The organism is Enterovirga sp. (assembly GCF_028290205.1).
Classification (GTDB): Bacteria; Pseudomonadota; Alphaproteobacteria; order Rhizobiales; family Beijerinckiaceae; genus Enterovirga.
The window spans coordinates 1-19172 of record NZ_JAQGKF010000097.1; the positions used below are offsets into that span (position 1 = coordinate 1).

General features: G+C 70.4%; 18 protein-coding genes. 8 read left to right on the forward strand and 10 right to left on the reverse strand.

The window, feature by feature from the left end; all coding sequences use genetic code 11:
• From JWR86_RS06465 to JWR86_RS06480, 4 genes are all read right to left on the reverse strand, one after another.
• Positions 1–3220: glycosyltransferase (locus JWR86_RS06465; RefSeq protein ID WP_299562442.1), on the reverse strand; the 3220-nt coding region annotated here is incomplete at its 3' end.
• Positions 3221–3245: 25 nt separating this feature from the next.
• Positions 3246–3710, reverse strand: coding sequence for a c-type cytochrome (locus JWR86_RS06470; RefSeq protein ID WP_299562445.1), 465 nt, complete (start codon positions 3708–3710; stop codon positions 3246–3248).
• Positions 3707–4681, reverse strand: coding sequence for a cytochrome c oxidase assembly protein (locus tag JWR86_RS06475; RefSeq protein ID WP_299562448.1), 975 nt, complete (start codon positions 4679–4681; stop codon positions 3707–3709). Before JWR86_RS06475 ends, JWR86_RS06470 begins: the two co-directional genes overlap by 4 nt.
• Positions 4681–4929 (reverse strand): DUF3297 family protein, encoded by a 249-nt coding sequence (locus JWR86_RS06480; protein WP_299562451.1) that lies wholly within the window; start codon positions 4927–4929, stop codon positions 4681–4683. Before JWR86_RS06480 ends, JWR86_RS06475 begins: the two co-directional genes overlap by 1 nt.
• A gap of 108 nt (positions 4930–5037) precedes the next feature.
• On the opposite strand from JWR86_RS06480, the gene JWR86_RS06485 reads away from it, so the two are divergent.
• On the forward strand, positions 5038–5565 hold the full coding sequence (locus JWR86_RS06485) for a hypothetical protein (RefSeq protein ID WP_299562454.1): 528 nt from the start codon (positions 5038–5040) through the stop codon (positions 5563–5565).
• 6 nt (positions 5566–5571) lie between these two features.
• Here the strand turns inward: JWR86_RS06485 and JWR86_RS06490 are convergent, their stop codons facing one another.
• The 3 genes from JWR86_RS06490 to JWR86_RS06500 form a co-directional block, all read right to left on the reverse strand.
• Positions 5572–6261, reverse strand: coding sequence for a type 1 glutamine amidotransferase (locus JWR86_RS06490; RefSeq protein ID WP_299562457.1), 690 nt, complete (start codon positions 6259–6261; stop codon positions 5572–5574).
• 31 nt (positions 6262–6292) lie between these two features.
• Positions 6293–8071 (reverse strand): acetolactate synthase 3 large subunit, encoded by a 1779-nt coding sequence (locus JWR86_RS06495; protein ID WP_299562460.1) that lies wholly within the window; start codon positions 8069–8071, stop codon positions 6293–6295.
• Positions 8072–8322: 251 nt separating this feature from the next.
• Positions 8323–9267: an acetamidase/formamidase family protein gene (locus JWR86_RS06500; protein ID WP_299562463.1), complete on the reverse strand. Its 945-nt coding sequence runs from the start codon at positions 9265–9267 to the stop codon at positions 8323–8325.
• Positions 9268–9388: 121 nt separating this feature from the next.
• Between JWR86_RS06500 and JWR86_RS06505 the strand changes: the two genes are divergently transcribed.
• From JWR86_RS06505 to JWR86_RS06515, 3 genes are read left to right on the forward strand one after another with little or no spacing between them, the layout of a single operon-like run.
• Positions 9389–11104 carry a glycosyltransferase family 39 protein gene (locus JWR86_RS06505; protein WP_299562466.1) on the forward strand — a complete coding sequence of 572 codons (1716 nt, stop codon included), beginning with the start codon at positions 9389–9391 and terminating at the stop codon, positions 11102–11104.
• Between the two features lie 4 nt (positions 11105–11108).
• On the forward strand, positions 11109–11858 hold the full coding sequence (locus tag JWR86_RS06510; protein WP_299562469.1) for a glycosyltransferase family 2 protein: 750 nt from the start codon (positions 11109–11111) through the stop codon (positions 11856–11858).
• Positions 11855–12205, forward strand: coding sequence for a lipid-A-disaccharide synthase N-terminal domain-containing protein (locus JWR86_RS06515; RefSeq protein ID WP_299562472.1), 351 nt, complete (start codon positions 11855–11857; stop codon positions 12203–12205). The genes JWR86_RS06510 and JWR86_RS06515 overlap by 4 nt, the downstream gene beginning before the upstream one ends.
• A 13-nt stretch (positions 12206–12218) precedes the next feature.
• On the opposite strand, the gene JWR86_RS06520 is transcribed toward JWR86_RS06515, so the two are convergent.
• Together JWR86_RS06520 and metC are read right to left on the reverse strand one after the other, a co-directional pair.
• Complete coding sequence (locus JWR86_RS06520) at positions 12219–12419, reverse strand: hypothetical protein (RefSeq protein WP_299562475.1); 201 nt, start codon at positions 12417–12419, stop codon at positions 12219–12221.
• A gap of 117 nt (positions 12420–12536) precedes the next feature.
• A complete protein-coding gene (gene metC / locus JWR86_RS06525) occupies positions 12537–13721 on the reverse strand; it encodes a cystathionine beta-lyase (protein WP_299562478.1) in 1185 nt (394 codons plus the stop codon).
• A gap of 229 nt (positions 13722–13950) precedes the next feature.
• Here metC and JWR86_RS06530 point away from each other — a divergent pair, with 229 nt between their 5' ends.
• The 4 genes from JWR86_RS06530 (at position 13951) to JWR86_RS06545 (ending at position 18244) form a co-directional block, all read left to right on the forward strand.
• The gene (locus JWR86_RS06530; RefSeq protein WP_299562484.1) at positions 13951–14973 is read left to right on the forward strand and encodes an amino acid ABC transporter substrate-binding protein; all 1023 of its coding nucleotides are present in this window, start codon (positions 13951–13953) and stop codon (positions 14971–14973) included.
• A 165-nt stretch (positions 14974–15138) separates the two neighbouring features.
• Positions 15139–16296 carry an amino acid ABC transporter permease gene (locus JWR86_RS06535; RefSeq protein ID WP_299562487.1) on the forward strand — a complete coding sequence of 386 codons (1158 nt, stop codon included), beginning with the start codon at positions 15139–15141 and terminating at the stop codon, positions 16294–16296.
• An 8-nt stretch (positions 16297–16304) separates the two neighbouring features.
• The gene (locus JWR86_RS06540) at positions 16305–17450 is read left to right on the forward strand and encodes an amino acid ABC transporter permease (protein WP_299562481.1); all 1146 of its coding nucleotides are present in this window, start codon (positions 16305–16307) and stop codon (positions 17448–17450) included.
• Positions 17451–17518: 68 nt separating this feature from the next.
• Positions 17519–18244, forward strand: a complete 726-nt coding sequence (locus JWR86_RS06545) for an amino acid ABC transporter ATP-binding protein (RefSeq protein WP_299562490.1) — start codon at positions 17519–17521, stop codon at positions 18242–18244.
• Positions 18245–18277: 33 nt separating this feature from the next.
• Here JWR86_RS06545 and sseA read toward each other — a convergent pair whose 3' ends face one another.
• Positions 18278–19135 carry a 3-mercaptopyruvate sulfurtransferase gene (sseA, locus tag JWR86_RS06550; protein ID WP_299562494.1) on the reverse strand — a complete coding sequence of 286 codons (858 nt, stop codon included), beginning with the start codon at positions 19133–19135 and terminating at the stop codon, positions 18278–18280.
• Positions 19136–19172: the final 37 nt, after the last annotated feature.

A 19172-nucleotide genomic window follows, 5' to 3' on the forward strand; every position in this document is an offset into this window, starting at 1 on the left:
CGGCCTGGATCGCGTCCAGCCGGGCGCGGGCGAGGCGGCCCACATTGTCGAGCCCGAACCTGTCCTGCACAAAGCGCCGGGCCGCCTCTGCCCTGCGCCACCGGCCGACCGGGTCCCGGAAGACCTCGCGCAGCGCCGCCACGGCGGCATCGAGGTCCGGCTCCGCCCAGCTCTGGCCCTCCCCGCTCGGATATTCGCCGTCACGCAGCGGGCGCAGGCGGAACGCCACCGGGTAGCCGCGCTCGGCCGACAGGAAGTCGCGGCTGCCCGAATAATCGGTCCCGATCACCGGCTTGCCGAGCATCATCGATTCCACCATGCCGAGTCCGAAGCCCTCGGACCGGTGCAGGGACAGGTAGCTGTCGCACAGGGCCAGCAGCGCCACGAGTTCGCCGCGCGGCAGCATGCCGTCGATGACGCGAATGCGGGGATCGGCTGCCGCCGCGGCCGCGATCTCGCCGCGCAGGCGGGGCCACATCCCGGGCGCGCCCGTCGATTTCAGCACCAGCCCGACCGGTTCGCGCGGGTCCGGAAACGCCGCCCGGAAGGCCTCCACGGCGCCGAGCGGATTCTTGCGCGACGCTGCCGAGTTGTAGTCGAAGCTGAACAGGAACAGGAATGGGCCGTCCGGCAGCCCGAAATGGGCGCGGCGGACGGGCGCGGGCGCAGCCGCGTCGACTGCCGGCGGGATCAGCGTCACGGGGCCGGCAAAGGCATCCCGCACGGCCTCGGCGACAAAGGCGGTGGGCGCCCAGACCTCGTCGACCCCGGCGAAATTCGCGCGCCACGCCTCTGGAAAGCGCTCCAGCTCCCAATAGGGTCGCAGGATCACGTAGCTGCCCTCCTGGCGCGGGCCGAGCTCGCGCAGGGCCTCGGGGAGTTGCTCCAGGGACAGGTAGAGCACCGTCACGTCAAAGCGCGCGGACAGGTCGTAGCGCTCCTCCATGAAGCGGCCGACATGGCGGTTGCGCACGCGCCGGTTGTAGGGATAGAGCGCCAGCGGCACGCCGGCCTCGATCATGGCCCGGGCGAGCGTGCGCCCGGATTCGCCGAGGCCCAACCCGGCTTCCAGATAGCCGCCGAACAGGACCCCGCTCTTCCGACGCACCCCGTCGGCGAGCGGCGGCAGGGTCGGGCCGTCGGGCCGTCGCGTGCCGATCCGCAGCCCGAAGCGGCGCCGCGGCGGACCCCGATAGGCGCCTTCCAGCAAGAGGCGGCGCGCCTCCGGGTTCTGCTCCACAAGGTGCCGCGTCGTCAGGTCGGGCGCAGGCGAGCGCTCTTCACGCCAGCCGTGCTCCACATAATGCCGGTGCGGATCGGCCCCGGCGGCCGCGATGTCCGGGTAGCGGGTCCGGTAATGGTCTGGGTCGAACCCGGCCACCCGCCCCGTGGCCCTGCCGCGGCGAGGGGGCCGGGGCCCCTCGGCCCGCTCGAGATCGAGGGCGCGGTCGAAGATGTCCTCGGACCCGGCCGCCCGGTGGCCGTATTGGTCGGCCCGCAGATCCGTCCGCTCCTGCAGCGGCACGAGCGCGGCCCTGAGCGCGAAGGCGGTGTGCCGCCAGGTGAAGCCGCCCCACACCTGCCGCAGACCCGCGGCCCGGGCGGCCTGCCGGTCCGGCCCGAGCGCCCGACCCATCGCGTCGGCGATGTCGTCGGAATCCGGCCGGGGCATCGCACCCGGGGCGTCGGCCGGGTGGCCCTGGAGGCCCAGCATGCCGGGCGCGAACAGGTCTTGGGAGCCGCCATAGGCCGGGCCGACGGCCGGCGTGCCGCAGGCCATGCATTCGGCGAGGGAGAGCCGGAACGCGCCGGTGCTGCCCGGGCAGACGAGCGCGTCGACGCCCCGGTAGAGCCCGGCCAGGTCCTCGGCCGCGAGCGCCCGGCGCGGCTCCGCGAAGGTGACGCGCCGGTCCGGGTCGTCGAGGAGGGTCAGGCCGTGCCAGTCGCGGCCGCCGCTGCGGCCCAGTCCGGCCGCCGCGAACACGCCCGGGCCGAGCGCGAGCAGCCGCGAGCCTGGGTGCTGCCGGAGATGGAGCTGCCAGGCGGCCAGCATGGCCGCGAGATCGGCCGAAAGGGCCTCCGCGCCGAGCCACAGAAAGGTCGGCTCGTCGTAGAGGCGCCGGGGCGCCGCCCAGGGGTGGAACACGTCCGTGTCCAGCCCGGGCGGGACGAGGGCCGGCCGGCAGGCGGCCGCGTCGCCGAGAAGCCCGGCATGCCAGCGCGACGGCGCCAGCACAGCCCGGTAGGCCCCAACCAGGGTCACGTCCTCCGGCCGGACGGCCACCATGTCGCGGCCGAGCAGGAGATAGCGTCCGCCATCCGGGCGCGGCGCGCCGCGATCGAGCACGGGGCGGTTCGGATCGAGGAGGCCGTGGCGGCCGATCCACGAAGCCAGCGCGTCGGACCGCCCCGCCCGCAGCCGCGGCGCCCGCTCCTGCCCCGAAGATAGTTGCACGCCGTAGCCGAGGTGCTTCACGGCGAACCGGTCCCGATCCTGCGCCAGCGCAGCCCCGGACTCGTCCGGGGCCGGGGCGGACTCGCACTCCACCACGGCCTCGGGGAGGACGGCGGAGCCGTAGCCGGCCTGCCGGAGCCGGAAGCCGAGATCCGCCTGGGCGAGGAGCCGAAAGGCCGGGTCGGCGGGACCCGTCCGGTCCAGCGCCGCGACGCGCAGCAGCAGGCACGGGCCGGCGCCATAATCCGCGTCCAGCCGCAGCGCCCCTTCCGGCGGCGGCCGCCGGTCGGGTCCGAAGGCGACACGGGACAGGTCCCAGCCGTCGCGAAGCCGGCGCGTGCCGCCGCCGGCATCGCTCTCCAGCCGGGCGGGCGCGACGGCGCCGAGTGCCGGGTCGGCCAGGGCCGCACCGAGGAGGTCGCGGACGACATCGGACACAAAGCGCGTGCCGGTTTCCACGAGGAGGAGGGTGTCCCGCCCGCGCCGGCGCGCCAGGTCGAGCCCGAGATTGCAGCGCTCCGGCCAGGTCCGGGCACCGTCGAGGACAACAAGTTCGAGCCCGGCCTCGCGGCAGGGCTGGGCATGAGACTCCTGCCCGGTCTCGCCGAGAACCACGACCAGCTCGGCCGCCACACGCAGCGAGGCCAGGGTGCGGCGCAGAGCGGCCGCGTCGCCGGGGCCGGAGACGAGCAGCAGGCTGCGCCCGAGCGCCCGCTCGATCTCGTCCGGGCTGGCCGCCTTGAGCACGGGATCGGGGGCCGGCATCACGCCTCCCGACCGGCGGACGGGGTCATCCGCCCGACACGAAGGGACCCCGCCCGGGCAGGGTGCGGGAGCGAGGAATGTCGGCCGGGTCCAGGCCAGAGGCCGGCGGCTCGACCCGGCTCGATTCCGGACCGAGCCCGTACAGGAACGCGGCGACGTCCCGGGCCTGCGCCTCCTCAAGGCCCAGCGCCGGCATCGCGGTGCGGGGCTCGAGCGCCGGCGGATCCAGCAGCCAGGCGACGAGGTTCTGCGGCGTGTTCGGGATGCGGCCGGCGATCAGGCTGCGGCCGCTCCAGCCGGCGAGCGGCGGTCCCGTGCGGCCGATGGCGCCACCCACGCCCGGAATGACGTGACAGGCACCGCAGCCGAGGGTGAGCACCAGCGCCTCGCCGCGGCCCCGATCCGCCCCCGGAATGCGCAGGTGCTTCGGCGGCTCCGCGGGTCCGCAGGCGGCAAGGCCCAGGGCCAGCAGGAGAATGGACGCCCTCATGCCGCCAGCGCCGGCGGGTGGGCAGCGGCCGGTCCGGTCGGGTTCGGCCGGGACAGCAGCCGCGCCGCGAGCGCGAGCCCGGCCGCCAGGTAGGCCGCCCCGGCCGGCACCCACATGATGGCGCCGGCGAGTTCCTGATCCTGCAGCGGCGTCATGCCCCAGATCGGCGCCCACATGGTGGAGCCCGGATAAAGCGGCTCGCGGGCAAAGCTGATCAGGGCTGACAGGAAGCCGCCATGAACCAGCGTGGCGAGAGCGGCCGCCATGCCGACAAGCGCCCGGCGCGGCGTCGCGGCGGCCCCGATCACCGCGCGCCAGAACAGAAGGGCGGTGCCGAAGAAGCAGAGATGCTCGAAGGCGTGCATCAGCCCGTCCCCCCGCCCGAGTTCGAACAGCGCCGGCACGTGCCAGAGCCACAGCGCCGCCCCGTGCAGCAATGTGGCCGGGAGCGGGCGGGCGAGCCAGCCGACGGCCCGGTAGATCGGCCGCGCGGCCGCGCCCAACAGCACGGGCCGCCAGGACCCGGGCGTGCCGGCCGCCCACGCGATCTCGGGCCGGCCCAGCACCAGCAGCGGCGGCGCGGCCGCAATCAGGATCACGTGCTGGAGCATGTGGGCGGACAGGATCGTCTCGGCGACGGCGTCCACCGGTGAGAGAAGGGCCACGACCAGCATGAGTTCGCCGGCCAGAAAGGCCGTGACGCGCCAGCCCGGGAGGGCCCTGGGCAGATGGCCGAGCCGCCGGCGAAAGGCCGACATGCCGCGACCGTACAGCAGATGCCCGGCGAGAAGCGGCACGGTCGCCAGCGGATCGAGGCTCCAGAAGCGCCAGGCCTCGGCGGGTCCGATCGGCGCATAGCCGTGCGCAACCGCGGGTCCGGCCGACAGGGCGCCGAGCCAGAGAGCGAGGCCCAGGAGGGGTGCGGGGCGGCGCGCCGCCCGGATCCCGTCCACCGGCCCCGCCCACGCCATCACTCCTCGGCAACGTCTCGAAGGTAGGGCTCGACCGGCCCCTTCAGCTTCACCGTCATCGGGTTGCCGAACCGGTCCTTGGCATTGCCGGCCGCCAGGCGAACCCAGCCTTCCGACACGCAATATTCCTCGACATTGGTCTTCTCGACGCCCTTGAACCGGATGCCGATGCCGCGGGCCAGGAGGTCCGCATCGTAATGCGGGCTCTTGGGGTCGGTGGACAGACGGTCAGGCAGGGTCTCGGTCATCGGGCCGGGCTCGGGTCAGGGGTGCCGGTGATAGCCCCGGCGGCGCCCGCTGCCAACGTCAGCGGTGCCGGCGATTGCCTCCGTCTCGCCGAAATGAGACGTTCGGCCATGCTCAAGCCCGAGATGCGTCGCCGCACAGGCCCGGCTGCGGCCGGTCTCCTGGCCCTTGTTCTGTCCGGCGCCGCCGGCCATGCGGCCGAGACGGTGCGTCACTGCCCCGCCACCAAGACCCGCTGGAGCGAGACGGTCAGGCAGATCGACCCGGCCCGACCGGACCTGGCTTTTGTGCCGGTCCCGGACGGTGCGCCGGGGCAGGAGCGGGTCGGCAACCTGCCCGACGTGGAGGCGCGGATCACCTGCCTGGAGGGCGTGGTGAACCGGGTCGAACTCAGGCAGGTGACCGGACCGGACGAGGCCGCGAGCCTGCGCGCCTTTCTGGCGCCCGTTGCCGCGCTGCTGGTCGCGTTCGAGGAGGGTTTGCCCCTGAACCAGGCCGCCGACCTGGTCGCCGCGCTGCGGTCGGAGGCCAGCCCAGCGCGCGACGCCGTCAGCGCCTGGGGACCCTATGAGATGACCTACTCGGTCCGGGGTGCCGGCAAGCGGGCGGAATTCGTGATCAACCTCGCCGAGCACTGACCCCGGTCAGGCCCGAAGAAACCGCCCGATCCAGCCGGCCACCCGGGCCGAATCGTTGGCGCCGTCGAGCGAGGCCGTGAGCTGTCCGAACTCGTCCGCCGGCAGCCGGGCGGCATGGCGGGCCGCGAGCAGCGCCTTGGCATAGGCCGGCGCGAATTCGGGATGCGGCTGCATGGACATCGACATCTCGTCGAAGACCAGCATGCCGAACGGCGAGAAGGCGCTGCCGGCCACCACGCGGCTGCCGGGCGGCGGCACGGTGACCTGGTCCTGATGCGAGACCGGCAGCGCGAATGCCCCCTCCCCGTCCATCCAGCTCTGGGGCTCGCGCACCTCGTAGCGGTGCAGGCCGAGCCCCCAGCCCCGGGCGGATTTCTCGGCCCGGCCCCCAAAGGCCTCCGCCATGAGCTGGTGGCCGAAACAGATGCCGACCAGTTTCGCCCGCCCGCGGGCGGCGCGGAGAAAATCGGACAGGGGCCCGATCCAGGGCAGGTCGTCATAGACACCCGCGGCAGAGCCGGTGACGAGGTAGCCGGCGCAGCTCTCCGGCCGCTCCGGCAGCTCGCCCTCCGCGATCCGGTAGGTGACCGTGGTGAAGCCGTCCCCGATCAGATCGGCGAACATGGCGTCGTAGCGGCCGAACCGGGCCGCGAGGTCCGCCGGCGGCCGGCCCGTCTCCAGGATGCCGATCTTCATCGGTGGTCCCCTCCGGGCCGGCCGGGCCGGCTCAGACCAGCATCTTGCCCTCGGCCGAGATCACGTTGCCGATATCCTGCGTCGATTCGCCGTCGCCGGCGAAGTCGTTGAGCAGCATCTCGTTATGGGCCTTGCCCGACGGGATCATCGGGAAGCAGTTCTCCAACTTGTCGACCAGGCAGTCGAAGATCACCGGCCGGTCGACCGCGATCATCTCCCGGATGGCGTCGTCGAGCTCCGCCGGATCGTGGCACCGCATGCCGACCCCACCATAGGCCTCGGCCAGCTTCACGAAGTCCGGCAACGATTCCGAGTAGCTCTGGGAGTAGCGGCCGCCATGCAGCAGCTCCTGCCACTGCCGCACCATGCCCATGTACTCGTTGTTCAGGATGAAGATCTTGACCGGCAGGCGGTACTGCACGGCGGTCGACATCTCCTGCATGTTCATCAGGATCGAGGCCTCGCCGGCGATGTCGATCACCAGCGCCTCCGGATGGGCGAGCTGCGTGCCGATCGCGGCCGGCAGGCCGTAGCCCATGGTGCCGAGCCCGCCGCTGGTCATCCAGCGGTTCGGTTCCTCGAACTTGAAATACTGCGCGGCCCACATCTGGTGCTGGCCGACCTCCGTGGTGACGTAGGTCTCCCGCCCGCGCGTCAGCTCATAGAGGCGCTGCACGGCGTGTTGCGGCTTGATGGTCCGCTCGGAGGGCCGGAAGGCCAGGCAGTCGCGCGCCCGCCAGGTGTCGATCTGGCGCGACCAGCCGGCCAGGGCCTCGCGATCCTGCTGCGGCGCAAGCTCGCGCCAGGCGGCGATCATGGCTTCCAGCACATGCGCGCAATCGCCCACGATGCCGATATCGGCCTTCACGTTCTTGGAGATCGAGGACGGGTCGATGTCGATATGGATCTTCCGCGACCCGGGCGAGAACGCATCGAGCCGACCGGTGATGCGGTCGTCGAAGCGCGCACCGACCGCGACCATGACGTCGCAATCATGCATGGCGTGGTTCGCCTCGTAGGTCCCGTGCATGCCCAGCATGCCGAGCCAGCCCGGGCCGGCGGCCGGGTAGGCGCCGAGCCCCATCAGCGTGGAGGTGACCGGAAACCCGGTCAGCCGGACGAGTTCGCGCAGAGCCGCCGAGGCCCGGGGACCCGAATTGATGACGCCCCCACCCGTGTAGAAGACGGGCCGGCGGGCGCCGGCCATCATGCGCACCGCGGCCCGGATCTTCTCCGCGTCGCCCTCGACCCTGGGCCGGTAGGTCTTGTGCTGGTTGTCGGTCGGCCGCTCGTACAGGCCGGAGGCGAACTGCACGTCCTTCGGCAGGTCGATGACCACGGGACCCGGGCGGCCGTTGGTGGCGACGTAGAAGGCCTCGTGCAGGATGCGGGGCAGGTCCGCCACCGACTTCACGAGGTAATTGTGCTTGGTGCAGTGCCGGGTGATGCCGACCGTGTCGCATTCCTGGAACGCGTCGGTGCCGATGAGATGGGTCGGCACCTGGCCGGTGATGCAAACGAGCGGGATCGAATCCATCATCGCGTCGGTGAGGCCGGTGACCGCGTTGGTGGCGCCCGGGCCCGAGGTGACGAGCACGCATCCGACCTTGCCGGAGGAGCGGGCGTAGCCCTCGGCCGCATGCACGGCGGCCTGCTCGTGGCGCACCAGCACGTGCTGCAGCGTGTCCTGGTGGAACAGCGCGTCGTAGATCGGCAGCACGGCCCCGCCCGGGTACCCGAAGATGTGCTCCACTCCCTGGTCCTGGAGCGCCCGCACGACCATCTCGGCCCCGGTCATCATCTCGCCCATGGTCCCCTCCTGCCGGCTCGGCCGGCCCGCCACCCGCCCGGGCAGCCTTTCAGGCAATAAAAAAGGGCCCCGAGGGACCCTGCATGCGCCACCAATCGGATGGACGGGTCAGACCCGCTCCGTTAGTGGCGCCTCCGTTACAATGAGCTTCGCGGGCATCTTGCCGCTCCCATATCCGAGACTGCCCGTACACGGCGGGCACCGGCTCCGTCAAGCTGGCCGAGGCGCGGATCGGGCGAAGCTGCCTCTTCTCAGGTCCGGCCGACCAGGCAGGTCTTCGGCAGCATGCAGTGGATGCCGTTGTTGCCGTTGACGAGCTGCGTGACCCGGAGATCGGCCGCCAGGCTGCACAGCATGTAGGCCTCCGGCCGGGTCAGCCCGGCGCGGGCGACGACGAGGTCGATCATCAGCGAGAGCGCGATGCGGCAGGCGTCGTCGAGATCCGGATCGAAGGCCATCGTCATCACATGCGTGGGCGTTTCCGCCATGGGCCAGCCGAGCTGCATGTCGTCCCGCAGCGTGAGCCGGAAGGTGCCGACGAGCCCCGTCTCGATGGCCGTGACGCAGACCTCGCCGTCACCCTGGACGCCGTGCCCGTCGCCGACCGAGAACAGCGCCCCGTCCACCTGGATCGGGAGATACAGGGTGGTGCCGGGCACCAGCTCCTTGTTGTCCAGATTGCCGCCGTTGCGACGGGGCGGCAGGGTCGACACCATGCCCCAGCCGGGCGGCGGCGCGACGGCCATCACGCCGAAGAAGGGTTTCAGCGGCAGCTCCAGCCCCCAGGGAAGCCGGCCCGTCATGCGGGCGCGGTCCAGCGGGATGTGCATCAGGTGGCGCTCCTGCACCTCCTCCGGCAGGGCGCCCTTGAGGGGTGCCGCGAAGGTGTAGCCCCAGTCATAATGGAGCTCGATCGCCTGGATCTCGACCTGCAGCACCTGCCCGGCCTTCGCGCCCCGGACCGCGACCGGGCCGGTGCACATATGCCCAGGCAGGCGGTTCGGAACGTGGAGTTGCACCTCGCGCAGCGCGTCCGGCACAGCCAGGGGCGGCTGCGGCATCACGTCGGCCGGCCCCGACACCGTGGTCATGGTGACCGTGTCGCCGCTGTCCACCGTCAGCACCGGCGGCAGCGCCGCGTCGAAGAAGCCCCAATGGACCGTGCTTCGCCCTGCCTCGACCCTGTGATGCGCCATTTTGCCCTCCCGCTGGCGGCCCAGCTTTGACAGCCTGGGGGCTCCGCGACCAGGGCGCGGTTTGACTTCGCCCCCTCTTTGGCCGACAGGGCGCGGCTCGCGACCGCGAGGTTTGTTTTCCGTGCCCGGCATCGCCGCGACCCGACCGCTGCCCCGATTCTCGCCGGCCTCCTGGTCGGAGCGCCTCCTCGCCTTCGTCGAGCGAAGCCACGCGCGGGCGGCTGTCGTGCTGGTGGCCCTGTCGCTGCTCTGCTTCCTGCCGGGATTCGGCTCGCTCCATCCGATGGACCGCGACGAGCCGCGCTTCTCGCAGGCCACCAAGCAGATGCTGGAGAGCGGCGATTTCGTCGACATCCGCTTCCAGGACGAGGCCCGCTACAAGAAGCCGATCGGCATTCACTGGATGCAGGCCGCGGCCGTGACCGCGGCAGAGGCGCTGGGCGTGCCGGAGGCCCGCACCACCATCGCGGTGTATCGCCTGCCCTCGCTCCTCGGCGCGCTGGCGGCCGTGCTCCTGTCCTATTGGGCCGCCCTCGCCTTTGCCGGGCGCCGCGAGGCCTTTCTGGCTGCCGCCCTGATCGCCTCGTCCCTGATCCTGATGGTGGAGGCGCGGCTCGCCAAGACGGACGCGATGCTGCTCGCCTGTTCGGTGGCGGCCATGGGCGCGCTGGCCCGCGTCTGGCTGAGCCGCAGCCTGTCGCGGCAGCCGGGCCGCACGGTCGCGATCTTCTGGCTGGCGCTGGCGGCCGGCATCCTGATCAAGGGCCCCATGGTGGTGATGTTCACCGGCCTCGCGGCCGCGGTGCTGTGCATCCGCGAGGGCTCGGTGCGCTGGCTCAAGGGCCTGCGGCCCTGGCTCGGGCTCCTGTTCGTGCTGCTCGCGGTGACGCCCTGGTTCGCCACGATCGCCTGGAAGAGCGGCGGCGAGTTCTATCGGCTGGCCGTTGGCGACGACATGCTGGGCAAGGTGCAGACCGGCCAGCAGAATCATTTCGCACCGCCCGGCTTCTACCTGGTCGCGGTGTTCGCGACGTTCTGGCCAGGCGCGATCCTGGCCTCGGCGGCGGTTCCCTTTGCGTGGCGCGAGCGGCGCGACGACGGCATCGCGTTCCTGATCGCCTGGGTGGTGCCGACCTGGCTCATCTTCGAGGCCGTGCCGACCAAGCTGCCGCATTACGTGATGCCGCTTTATCCGGCCCTGGCCATCCTCCTGGTGCTGGCCATCGGACGCGGCTTCACGGGGCCCGACCGGCCCTTCGCCCGGATCGGCTTCGGGGCCATGGCCCTGATCCCGGTCGGTCTCACCCTCCTGATCCCGCTGGCGGCCTGGAACCTGGACGGCGTGCTGCCGGGGGCCGCGCTTCCCGTGATGGCGGCCTCGTCGGCGCTGGCCCTCGCGGCCTGGGTCGTGTTCTGCCGTCACGAGGTCACCCGCTCCGCCCTGCTCGGAATCGCATCGGCCGTGCTGATGGGCATCGGGGTGTTCGGCCTCGCCCAGCCCGTGCTGCAATCTCTGAAGCTGTCCCCGCGCCTCGCGGCCCTCGCCCGCTCCGCGCCCTGCGCCGAGCCGGCCTTCGCCACGCTCGGCTACCGGGAGCCGAGCCTCGTGCTCCTGCTCGGCACCGGCCTCGACATGGTCGAGACCGGCGAAGAGGCGGCCCGCTTCCTGGCCGGGTCCGGCTGTCGCGTGGCCATCGTCGACGACCGGTTCGGTCCCGCCTTCCAGGAGGCCGCGCAGGGCCGGCTGGACCGGATCGAGACGCTGGGCCGCATCCGGGGCTTCAACATCAATGGAGGCCGCCGCGTGGAGCTCGCCGTCTACATGGTCCGGCGCTGAGCCGATGAGCGCACCCCTGCCCCAGCTCGGCCCGCCGCCGCGCCTCTCCGTTGTGATTCCGGCCAAGAATGAGGCCGGGTCCATCGTGGAGCAACTGGACGAGTTGGAGCGCGTCCTGGCGCCCCTCGCGCCCTTCGAGGTCGTCTACGTGATCGACGGCTCCACCGACGACACGTCGGCGGTGCTGGCCCGTGCCGCCCGGCCGTGGCTACGGGTGGTCCGGCACGCCGAGAGCTGCGGCAAGAGCGCCGCCCTCCTGACCGGCATTCGGGCGGCCCGGGCCGAGATCGTCTCCACCCTGGACGGCGACGGCCAGAACGATCCGGCCTATGTGATCCCGCTGGTCGAGGCTCTCGAGCGCGGCGGGCCGGCGGTCGGCCTCGCGGTCGGGCAGCGGCTCCGACGCGGCGACGGCGGCTTCAAGAAGTTCCAGTCGCGCATCGCCAACCGGGTCCGCCAGGCCATTCTGGCCGACGACACCCGCGACACCGCCTGCGGCCACAAGGTGATCCGGCGGCAGGTGTTCCTGGAACTGCCCTTCTTCGACGCCCTGCACCGCTTCCTGCCGGCGCTCGTGAAGCGTGAAGGCTACGGCGTGGTCCATGTCGACGTGATCGATCGCCCCCGCACGGCCGGCACGTCCCATTACGGCTTCTTCGACCGGCTCTGGAGCGGCCTGCTCGACCTGTTCGGGGTGTGGTGGCTCCTGCGCCGCCGCCGCCGTGTGCCCCGGATCGTGGAGACACGACCATGATCGTGCAGCTGTCGCGCGATCTCGGCGACTACCTCTACGACGTGTTCGTGGCGCGGTTCGACCTGTGGCTCGCTTTCGGGCTCGGCGCCCAGATCCTGTTCGCGATGCGCTTCATCGTGCAGTGGATTGCGAGCGAAAAGGCCGGCCGCAGCGTGATGCCGGTCGCCTTCTGGTTCTTTTCGATGGCGGGCGGCCTGATGACGCTGGTCTACGGCCTCGTTCGGCGCGAGCCCGTCATCATCATCGGGCAGGCGCTCTCGCTGTTCATCTATGCCCGCAACCTGGTGCTGATTTTCCGGGAGCGATCCGGAACGAGCGCCCGGGCCGAATCCGGATCCGACCCCTGAGGCGTGCCGGAACTCAGGCGGTTGGCTGACCGAGCGCGTATCTGCGGCGGCGGTCGCCGACCCTGGTGCACAGGATGGCGTTGAACCGCGCCTCGGGCGAAACGGTCCAGACCGCGATATGGCGACCCTCGACCCGAACGGTTGCCTCTCCGTACACGTAATCTCCGGCCTCGGAGGGCGAGCCCACGTCTTGCCGCGATATGGTCGGAAGCATCTATTACCTTCTTAGATCCAGATCAGAACGCGGCCGGACGGGGTCGGTTCCCTGGCCGGTCGCAAATACCAGCCCGCTGCCCGCGGCGCTCGCTGCCCTGCGGCAGAAAAGCCGCCCTCAGACGGTCGCCCTGAGCCGTTCGAACCCGTCCTCGAGGTCGGCCTTCAGATCGTCCAGGTCCTCGAGCCCGATATGGAACCGGAGCGAGGGGCCGGCGGGCGCGTAGCGCGTCGCCGTCCGGTAGGTCGCGGCATCGAAGGGCAGGACCAAGCTTTCGAACCCGCCCCAGGATGCCCCGATGCCGAAGAGCTGGAGCCCGTCCACCATGGCGGCTACCGCGGCCTGGCTGGCCGGCTTCAGCACGATCGAGAACAGGCCGGAGGAGCCGGAGAAGTCCCGTTGCCAGATCGCATGGCCCGGATGGTCCGGCAAGGCCGGATGCAGCACCTCGGCCACCTCGGGCCGCCCCTGAAACCAGCGCGCCATCTCGAGCGCCTGCTTCTCGTGTTCGCGCAGCCGGAGCGCCATGGTGCGCAGACCGCGCAAACCGAGAAACACGTCTTCCGGCCCGGCGCACATGGCGAAGGCGGAGAAGGTCGCCTGGAGCTTCGGCCACCAGCGTGCGTTGGCCGAGGTCAGTCCGAGCAGGAGATCGGAGCCGCCCGACAGATACTTGGTGCCGGCCTCGATGCAGATGTCGACGCCCCGCTCGTGCGGCGGGAAGAACAGCGGTGTGGCCCACGTATTGTCCATCAGGACGCAGGCCCCGCGGGCATGGGCCGCGTCCGCAATGGCCGGCACGTCCTGCATCTCGAAGGTCTGCGAGCCAGGCGCCTCGGTCAGGATGGCGGCGGTGTTCGGCCGCATGAGGTCGCCGATGCCGGCGCCGACGGCCGGGTCGTAATACGTGGTCTCGACGCCGAACCGTTTCAGCACACCGTCGCAGAAGATCCGGGTCGGCCGGTACACGCTGTCCACCACCAGAAGGTGGTCGCCGGCCTTCAGGCAGGCGAGCAGCCCGATGGTCACCGCCGCGAGGCCGGAGGGAGTCAGCACCGTGCCGGCCGCCCCGGCAAGCTCGGTCCAGGCGGTCTGGAGCGAGTTCGTCGTGGGCGTCCCCTGCGTGCCGTAGGTGTACTTGGCGCGCCGGTGGAGGAAGTCGTCCGTGTTCGGATAGAGCACCGTGGAGCCGCGATAGATCGGCGTGTTCACGAAGCCGTGCTGTTCAAAGGGATCCCGGCCCGCATGCACAAGGCGGGTGCTGGCGCCCAGACCGGCACGGGAAAGCGGGGGTTTTGACATGGGCGAGGGCTCCGGACGGGGGGTCCGTTTGCGCCGGCGGCAAGAGCGCGGTCAAGCCGCAGGGATTGAAGCTGAGGTTGAGGCGTGCCCCGCTTGACCCCGCTGTGGATTGCGGATTTCGATGGCATCAATGATGCGTACCAGAGGGCATCTTCCCGAGCCCGCGCTACGCAGGCCGAAAGGCGCAACGAACGCCTCGGCGGAACATGAGGGACACATGAAAAGCAGGATGACGCAGATTGCGCTGGCCCTGGGGGCCGGCCTTGTCGGGGCCGCTCTCGCGACGAGCCCGGCCGCCGCGCAGGCCACGTTGGCCAACGTGAAGCAGAAGGGATTCCTCCAATGCGGGTCCAATCCGGGGCTCGCCGGCTTCGGCGTGCCGAACGCGCAGGGCGAGTGGTCCGGCCTCGACGTGGATTTCTGCCGCGCCATCGCGGCCGCGATCTTCAACGACCCGACCAAGGTGCGCTTCATCCCGCTGTCGGCCAAGGATCGCTTCACGGCGCTGCAATCGGGCGAGATCGACGTCCTGGCCCGCAACTCCACGATGACGATGTCGCGCGACACCCAGCTCGGCCTCGATTTCCCGGTGGTCAACTATTATGACGGCCAGGGCTTCATGGTCCGCAAGAAGCTCGGCGTGGCCTCGGCCAAGGAGCTCAACGGCGCCTCCATCTGCACGCAGCAGGGCACCACGACCGAGCTCAACCTCGCCGACTTCTTCCGCGGCAACAATCTGAAATACGAGGTCGTTGCCTTCGCCACCGCGGACGAGACCTTCAAGGCCTATGACACGGGCCGCTGCGACGCCTTCACGACGGACGCCTCCGGCCTCTACGCACAGCGCCTGATCTCGGCCACGCCGGACGACCATCTCGTGCTGCCGGAGATCATTTCCAAGGAGCCGCTCGGCCCCTCCGTCCGGCACGGTGACAACCAGTGGGCCGACATCGTCCGCTGGGTCCACAACGCCATGCTGAACGCCGAGGAGTACAAGGTCACCAAGGCGAATGTGGACGAAATGATGAAGTCGCCGAACCCCGAGATCAAACGGCTGCTCGGGGCCGAGGGCAGCTTCGGCGAGGCGATCGGGCTCACCAAGGATTGGGCCTATCGGATCGTCAAGCATGTCGGCAATTACGGCGAGGTCTTTGATCGGAACGTCGGCGAAGGCTCGCCGCTGAAGATCAAGCGCGGCGTGAACGCGCTGTGGACCCAGGGCGGCCTGCAATACGGCATTCCGATCCGCTGAGTCCGCCGCGGGCGCCGGCCGATCAGGGCCGGCGCCTCGTTGCCGTTGCCGTCACTGCCCCGGGGCGACGGGGCCAGGCTCGCTCGTCACCCCCGCTCCCATCCGAACCAGAGATCACCGGTGTCCACCACTGCCACCGTGCCGCCCGAGAGCTCGAAGGCCTCGATGCTCTACGACCCGAAGGTCCGCGGCCTCGTCTACCAGGGCGCTCTCGTGGTTGGGATCGGACTGCTGTTCTATCTCGCAACCACGAACGCCATCGACAACCTCCGCGCCGCCCGCATCGCGTCCGGCTTCGGCTTCCTGAGCTCGACCTCAGGATTCGACGTCAACCAGACCCTGGTCCCCTACAACGCGACCTCGACCTACGGGCAGGCCTTCCTGGTCGGGCTGCTGAACACGCTGCTCGTGGCCGTGATCGGCTGCATTCTGGCGACCTTCCTGGGCTTCGCCATGGGCATCGCCCGCCTGTCCTCGAACTGGATCGTGGCCAAGACCGCCATGGTCTATGTCGAGGTGATCCGGAACCTGCCGCTGCTGCTGCAGCTCCTGTTCTGGTACATCGCGGTGCTGCGGCCCCTGCCCGACGCCCGCAACTCCGTCAGCATGGGCGCCGGCTTCTTTCTGAACAATCGCGGGCTGTTCGTCCCCCGTCCCCTGTTCGCGGCCGATGCCTGGCTGGTCTGGGCAGCCCTGGCCGTGGGGATCGTCGGCTCGGTCGCCTTCGCGGTCTTCGCCCGCCGCACCCAGGAGCAGACGGGCAAGCAATACCCGGTCGTGCTGACGAGCCTCGCCCTGGTGCTCGGGCTGCCGCTGCTCGTCTGGCTCGTGCTCGGCCTGGTCACCGCCAACCCGATCTCCTTTGAGATGCCGGAGCAGCAGCGCTTCAACCTGCGGGGCGGCCTGCAGGTGATCCCGGAATTCGTGGCGCTGACGCTCGGGCTGGTGGTTTACACCTCCGGCTTCATTGCCGAGGTGGTGCGGGCCGGAATCCTGGCGGTCTCGAAAGGGCAGTCCGAGGCCGCTCACGCGCTCGGCCTGCGATCGGGTCCGACCCTGAAGCTGGTCGTCATCCCGCAGGCCATGCGGGTGATCATCCCGCCCCTGACCAGCCAGTACCTGAACCTGACCAAGAATTCGTCGCTGGCAGTGGCGATCGGCTATCCGGACCTCGTCCAGGTGTTCATGGGCACGGTGCTGAACCAGACGGGCCAGGCCATCGAATGCGTGGCCATCACCATGGCGGTCTATCTCACGATCAGCCTCATCACGTCGGCCGGCATGAACATTTACAACAGCCGCAAAGCGCTGGTGGAACGGTAGGGCGCCCGATGGCTGTGCAGAGCCTCTCTTTCATTCGGACGGCGCCGGTCGAGGCGACGCCGCCGCCCACCGCCGTCCGCGGGCCCGTCGGGTGGGTGCGCGAGAACCTGTTCTCGAGCCCTCTCAACATCGCGCTCACGCTTCTGGTCGCCTTCCTGCTCTGGATCGCGCTGCCGCCGTTCCTGCGCTTCATGATCTTCGACGCGGTCTGGACCGGGAGCGACCGCAATGCGTGCCGCGAGGACGTGATCGGCCGGCCGGTCGGGGCCTGCTGGGCCTTCGTCTGGGACCGGCTCAGCTATTTCGTCTACGGCTCCTACCCGCCGGCGGAGCGCTGGCGCGTTGATACCTTCTTCGCGCTGCTGACGGTCGGGGCGGTCTGGATGCTGTGGCTGAAAGCCCCCCGACGGGGCCTCGGCGCGGCCTATTTCTTTATCGTGTTTCCGGTCCTGTCCTTCCTTCTGCTGACCGGTTCGGAGCGGATCGGCCTGCCCGAGGTTCCGACCGCGTTTTGGGGCGGCATCCTGGTCACGATCATCGTGTCGGTGGTCGGCATCGTGCTGTCGCTTCCGTTCGGGGTGCTGCTGGCGCTGGGGCGGCGCTCCCGCCTGCCCGTCGTGCGGCTCGCGTCGGTCACCTTCATCGAAGTGGTCCGTGGCGTGCCGCTGATCACCGTGCTGATCATGGCCAACACCATGCTGCCGCTGTTTCTGCCGGCGGGCATGAGCGTGGACCGGCTCCTGCGCCCCCTCGTCGGCGTGGCCCTGTTCGCCTCGGCCTACATGGCGGAGGTGATCCGGGGCGGGCTGCAGGCGGTGCCCAAGGGCCAGTACGAGGGCGCGATGTCGCTGGGGCTCGGCTACTGGCGGATGATGTATTTCATTGTCCTGCCGCAGGCGCTGCGGATCGTGATCCCGGGGATCGTCAACACCTTCATCGGCCTGTTCAAGGACACGACGCTGGTGTCGATCGTCGGCCTGCTGGACCTCGTCCGCACGATCGAGGCGTCGCGCGTCGACCCGGTCTGGGCGGCCCCCACCGTGTCGATGACGGGCTACGCCTTCGCGGGCCTGTTCTATTTCGTCTTCTGCTACGGGATGTCGCGGTACTCGCTCATGGTGGAGCGACGGCTCGCGGCCGGACAACGACGGTGAGCACCATGTCGATTGCGACCACCCCCCTTCCCCGGACCGCGCCGGAGGCGGCTTCCGGCGACCGCCCCATGGTCGAGTTGCTCGGGGTCAACAAGTGGTACGGCGAGTTCCACGTGCTGCGCGACATCAACCTGACCGTCGGGCGCGGTGAGCGCATCGTCATCTGCGGGCCGTCCGGCTCCGGCAAATCGACCATGATCCGGTGCATCAACCGCCTGGAGGAGCACCAGAAGGGCCGCATCGTCGTGGAGGGCACGGAGCTCACCGACGACCTCAAGAAGATCGACGAGATCCGCCGCGATGTCGGCATGGTGTTTCAGCACTTCAACTTGTTCCCGCATCTCACGATCCTCGAGAACTGCACGCTCGCCCCGATCTGGGTGAAGAAGATGCCGAAGCGCGAGGCCGAAGAGGTGGCCATGAAGTACCTCACCCGGGTGAAAATACCGGAACAGGCGCACAAATATCCGGGCCAGCTCTCGGGTGGGCAGCAGCAGCGCGTGGCCATCGCGCGCTCCCTCTGCATGTCGCCCAAGATCATGCTGTTCGATGAGCCGACCTCGGCGCTCGACCCCGAGATGGTCAAGGAGGTGCTGGACACCATGGTCGGGCTCGCCGACGAGGGCATGACGATGCTGTGCGTCACGCACGAAATGGGCTTCGCCCGTCAGGTCGCGAACCGGGTCATCTTCATGGATGCCGGCCAGATCGTCGAAGTGAACGAGCCCAACGAGTTCTTCCGGAACCCGCGGCACGAGCGCACCAAGCTGTTTCTCAGCCAGATCCTGCACTGAGGCTCCGGCCGGCGCGGGAGCCGAGGCGTCGGGCTACGGCCCGGACGGGCGCCCTGTCGCCACCTCCGTGTCCGGCCGGGAGCCCCACTCGGCCCAGGAGCCGTCATACAGGGCGGGAGCGGGCCGACCGGTCCGCTCGATCGCCAGGAGCAGGATGGCGGCCGTGACGCCCGAGCCGCAGGTCGTGACCACCGGCTTGGCCGGATCCACACCGGCCGCTTCCAACGCCGCCTCGATCGCCTTGCGGTCGGCGAGGCAGCCGTTGCGCAAGAGCGAGCCGTAATGGAGGTTGATGGCGCCCGGCATGTGGCCGGAGCGCAGCTCGGGCCGCGCCTCCTTCTCCTCGCCCGTGAAGCGAGCGGGCGAGCGGGCATCCAAAACCTGTGCCGTCCCGGCCGCCAGGGCGGCCCGGACATCGTCGATCGCGGCCACCGCCCGGTCATCGTAGCGGGCGTTGAACTCCTGCGCGTCGCGGGGCGCGGGCGCCCCGCTCTCGACCGGCCGCCCCTCGGCCCGCCAAGCCGGCAGCCCCCCGTTCAGCACCGCCACCCGGGCGGCTCCGAAGGTCCGGAAGGTCCAGGCGACGCGGGGCGCCGCGAACAGGCCCATGCCGTCATAGACCACGATGAGGTGGTCATCGGCGATGCCCATGTCGCCCACCGCGGCGGCGAATTCGTCCGGGCTCGGCAGCATATGCGGCAGCGGCGAGGACGGGTCCTTGACCGCGTCGAGGTCGAACCGGATCGCGCCCGGGATGCGGGCTTCCAGGTATTCGGCTTCGGGGTCCCGCTTCATGGCCGGCAGGTAATACGACCCGTCCAGCACGACGAGGCCGGGCTGGCCCAGGCGGTCCGCCAGCCAGGCCGGCGTCACAAGCTCGATCGGCGTCATCACATCCACCCTTGTCGTCGGGCCGGGCCGGCCGGCC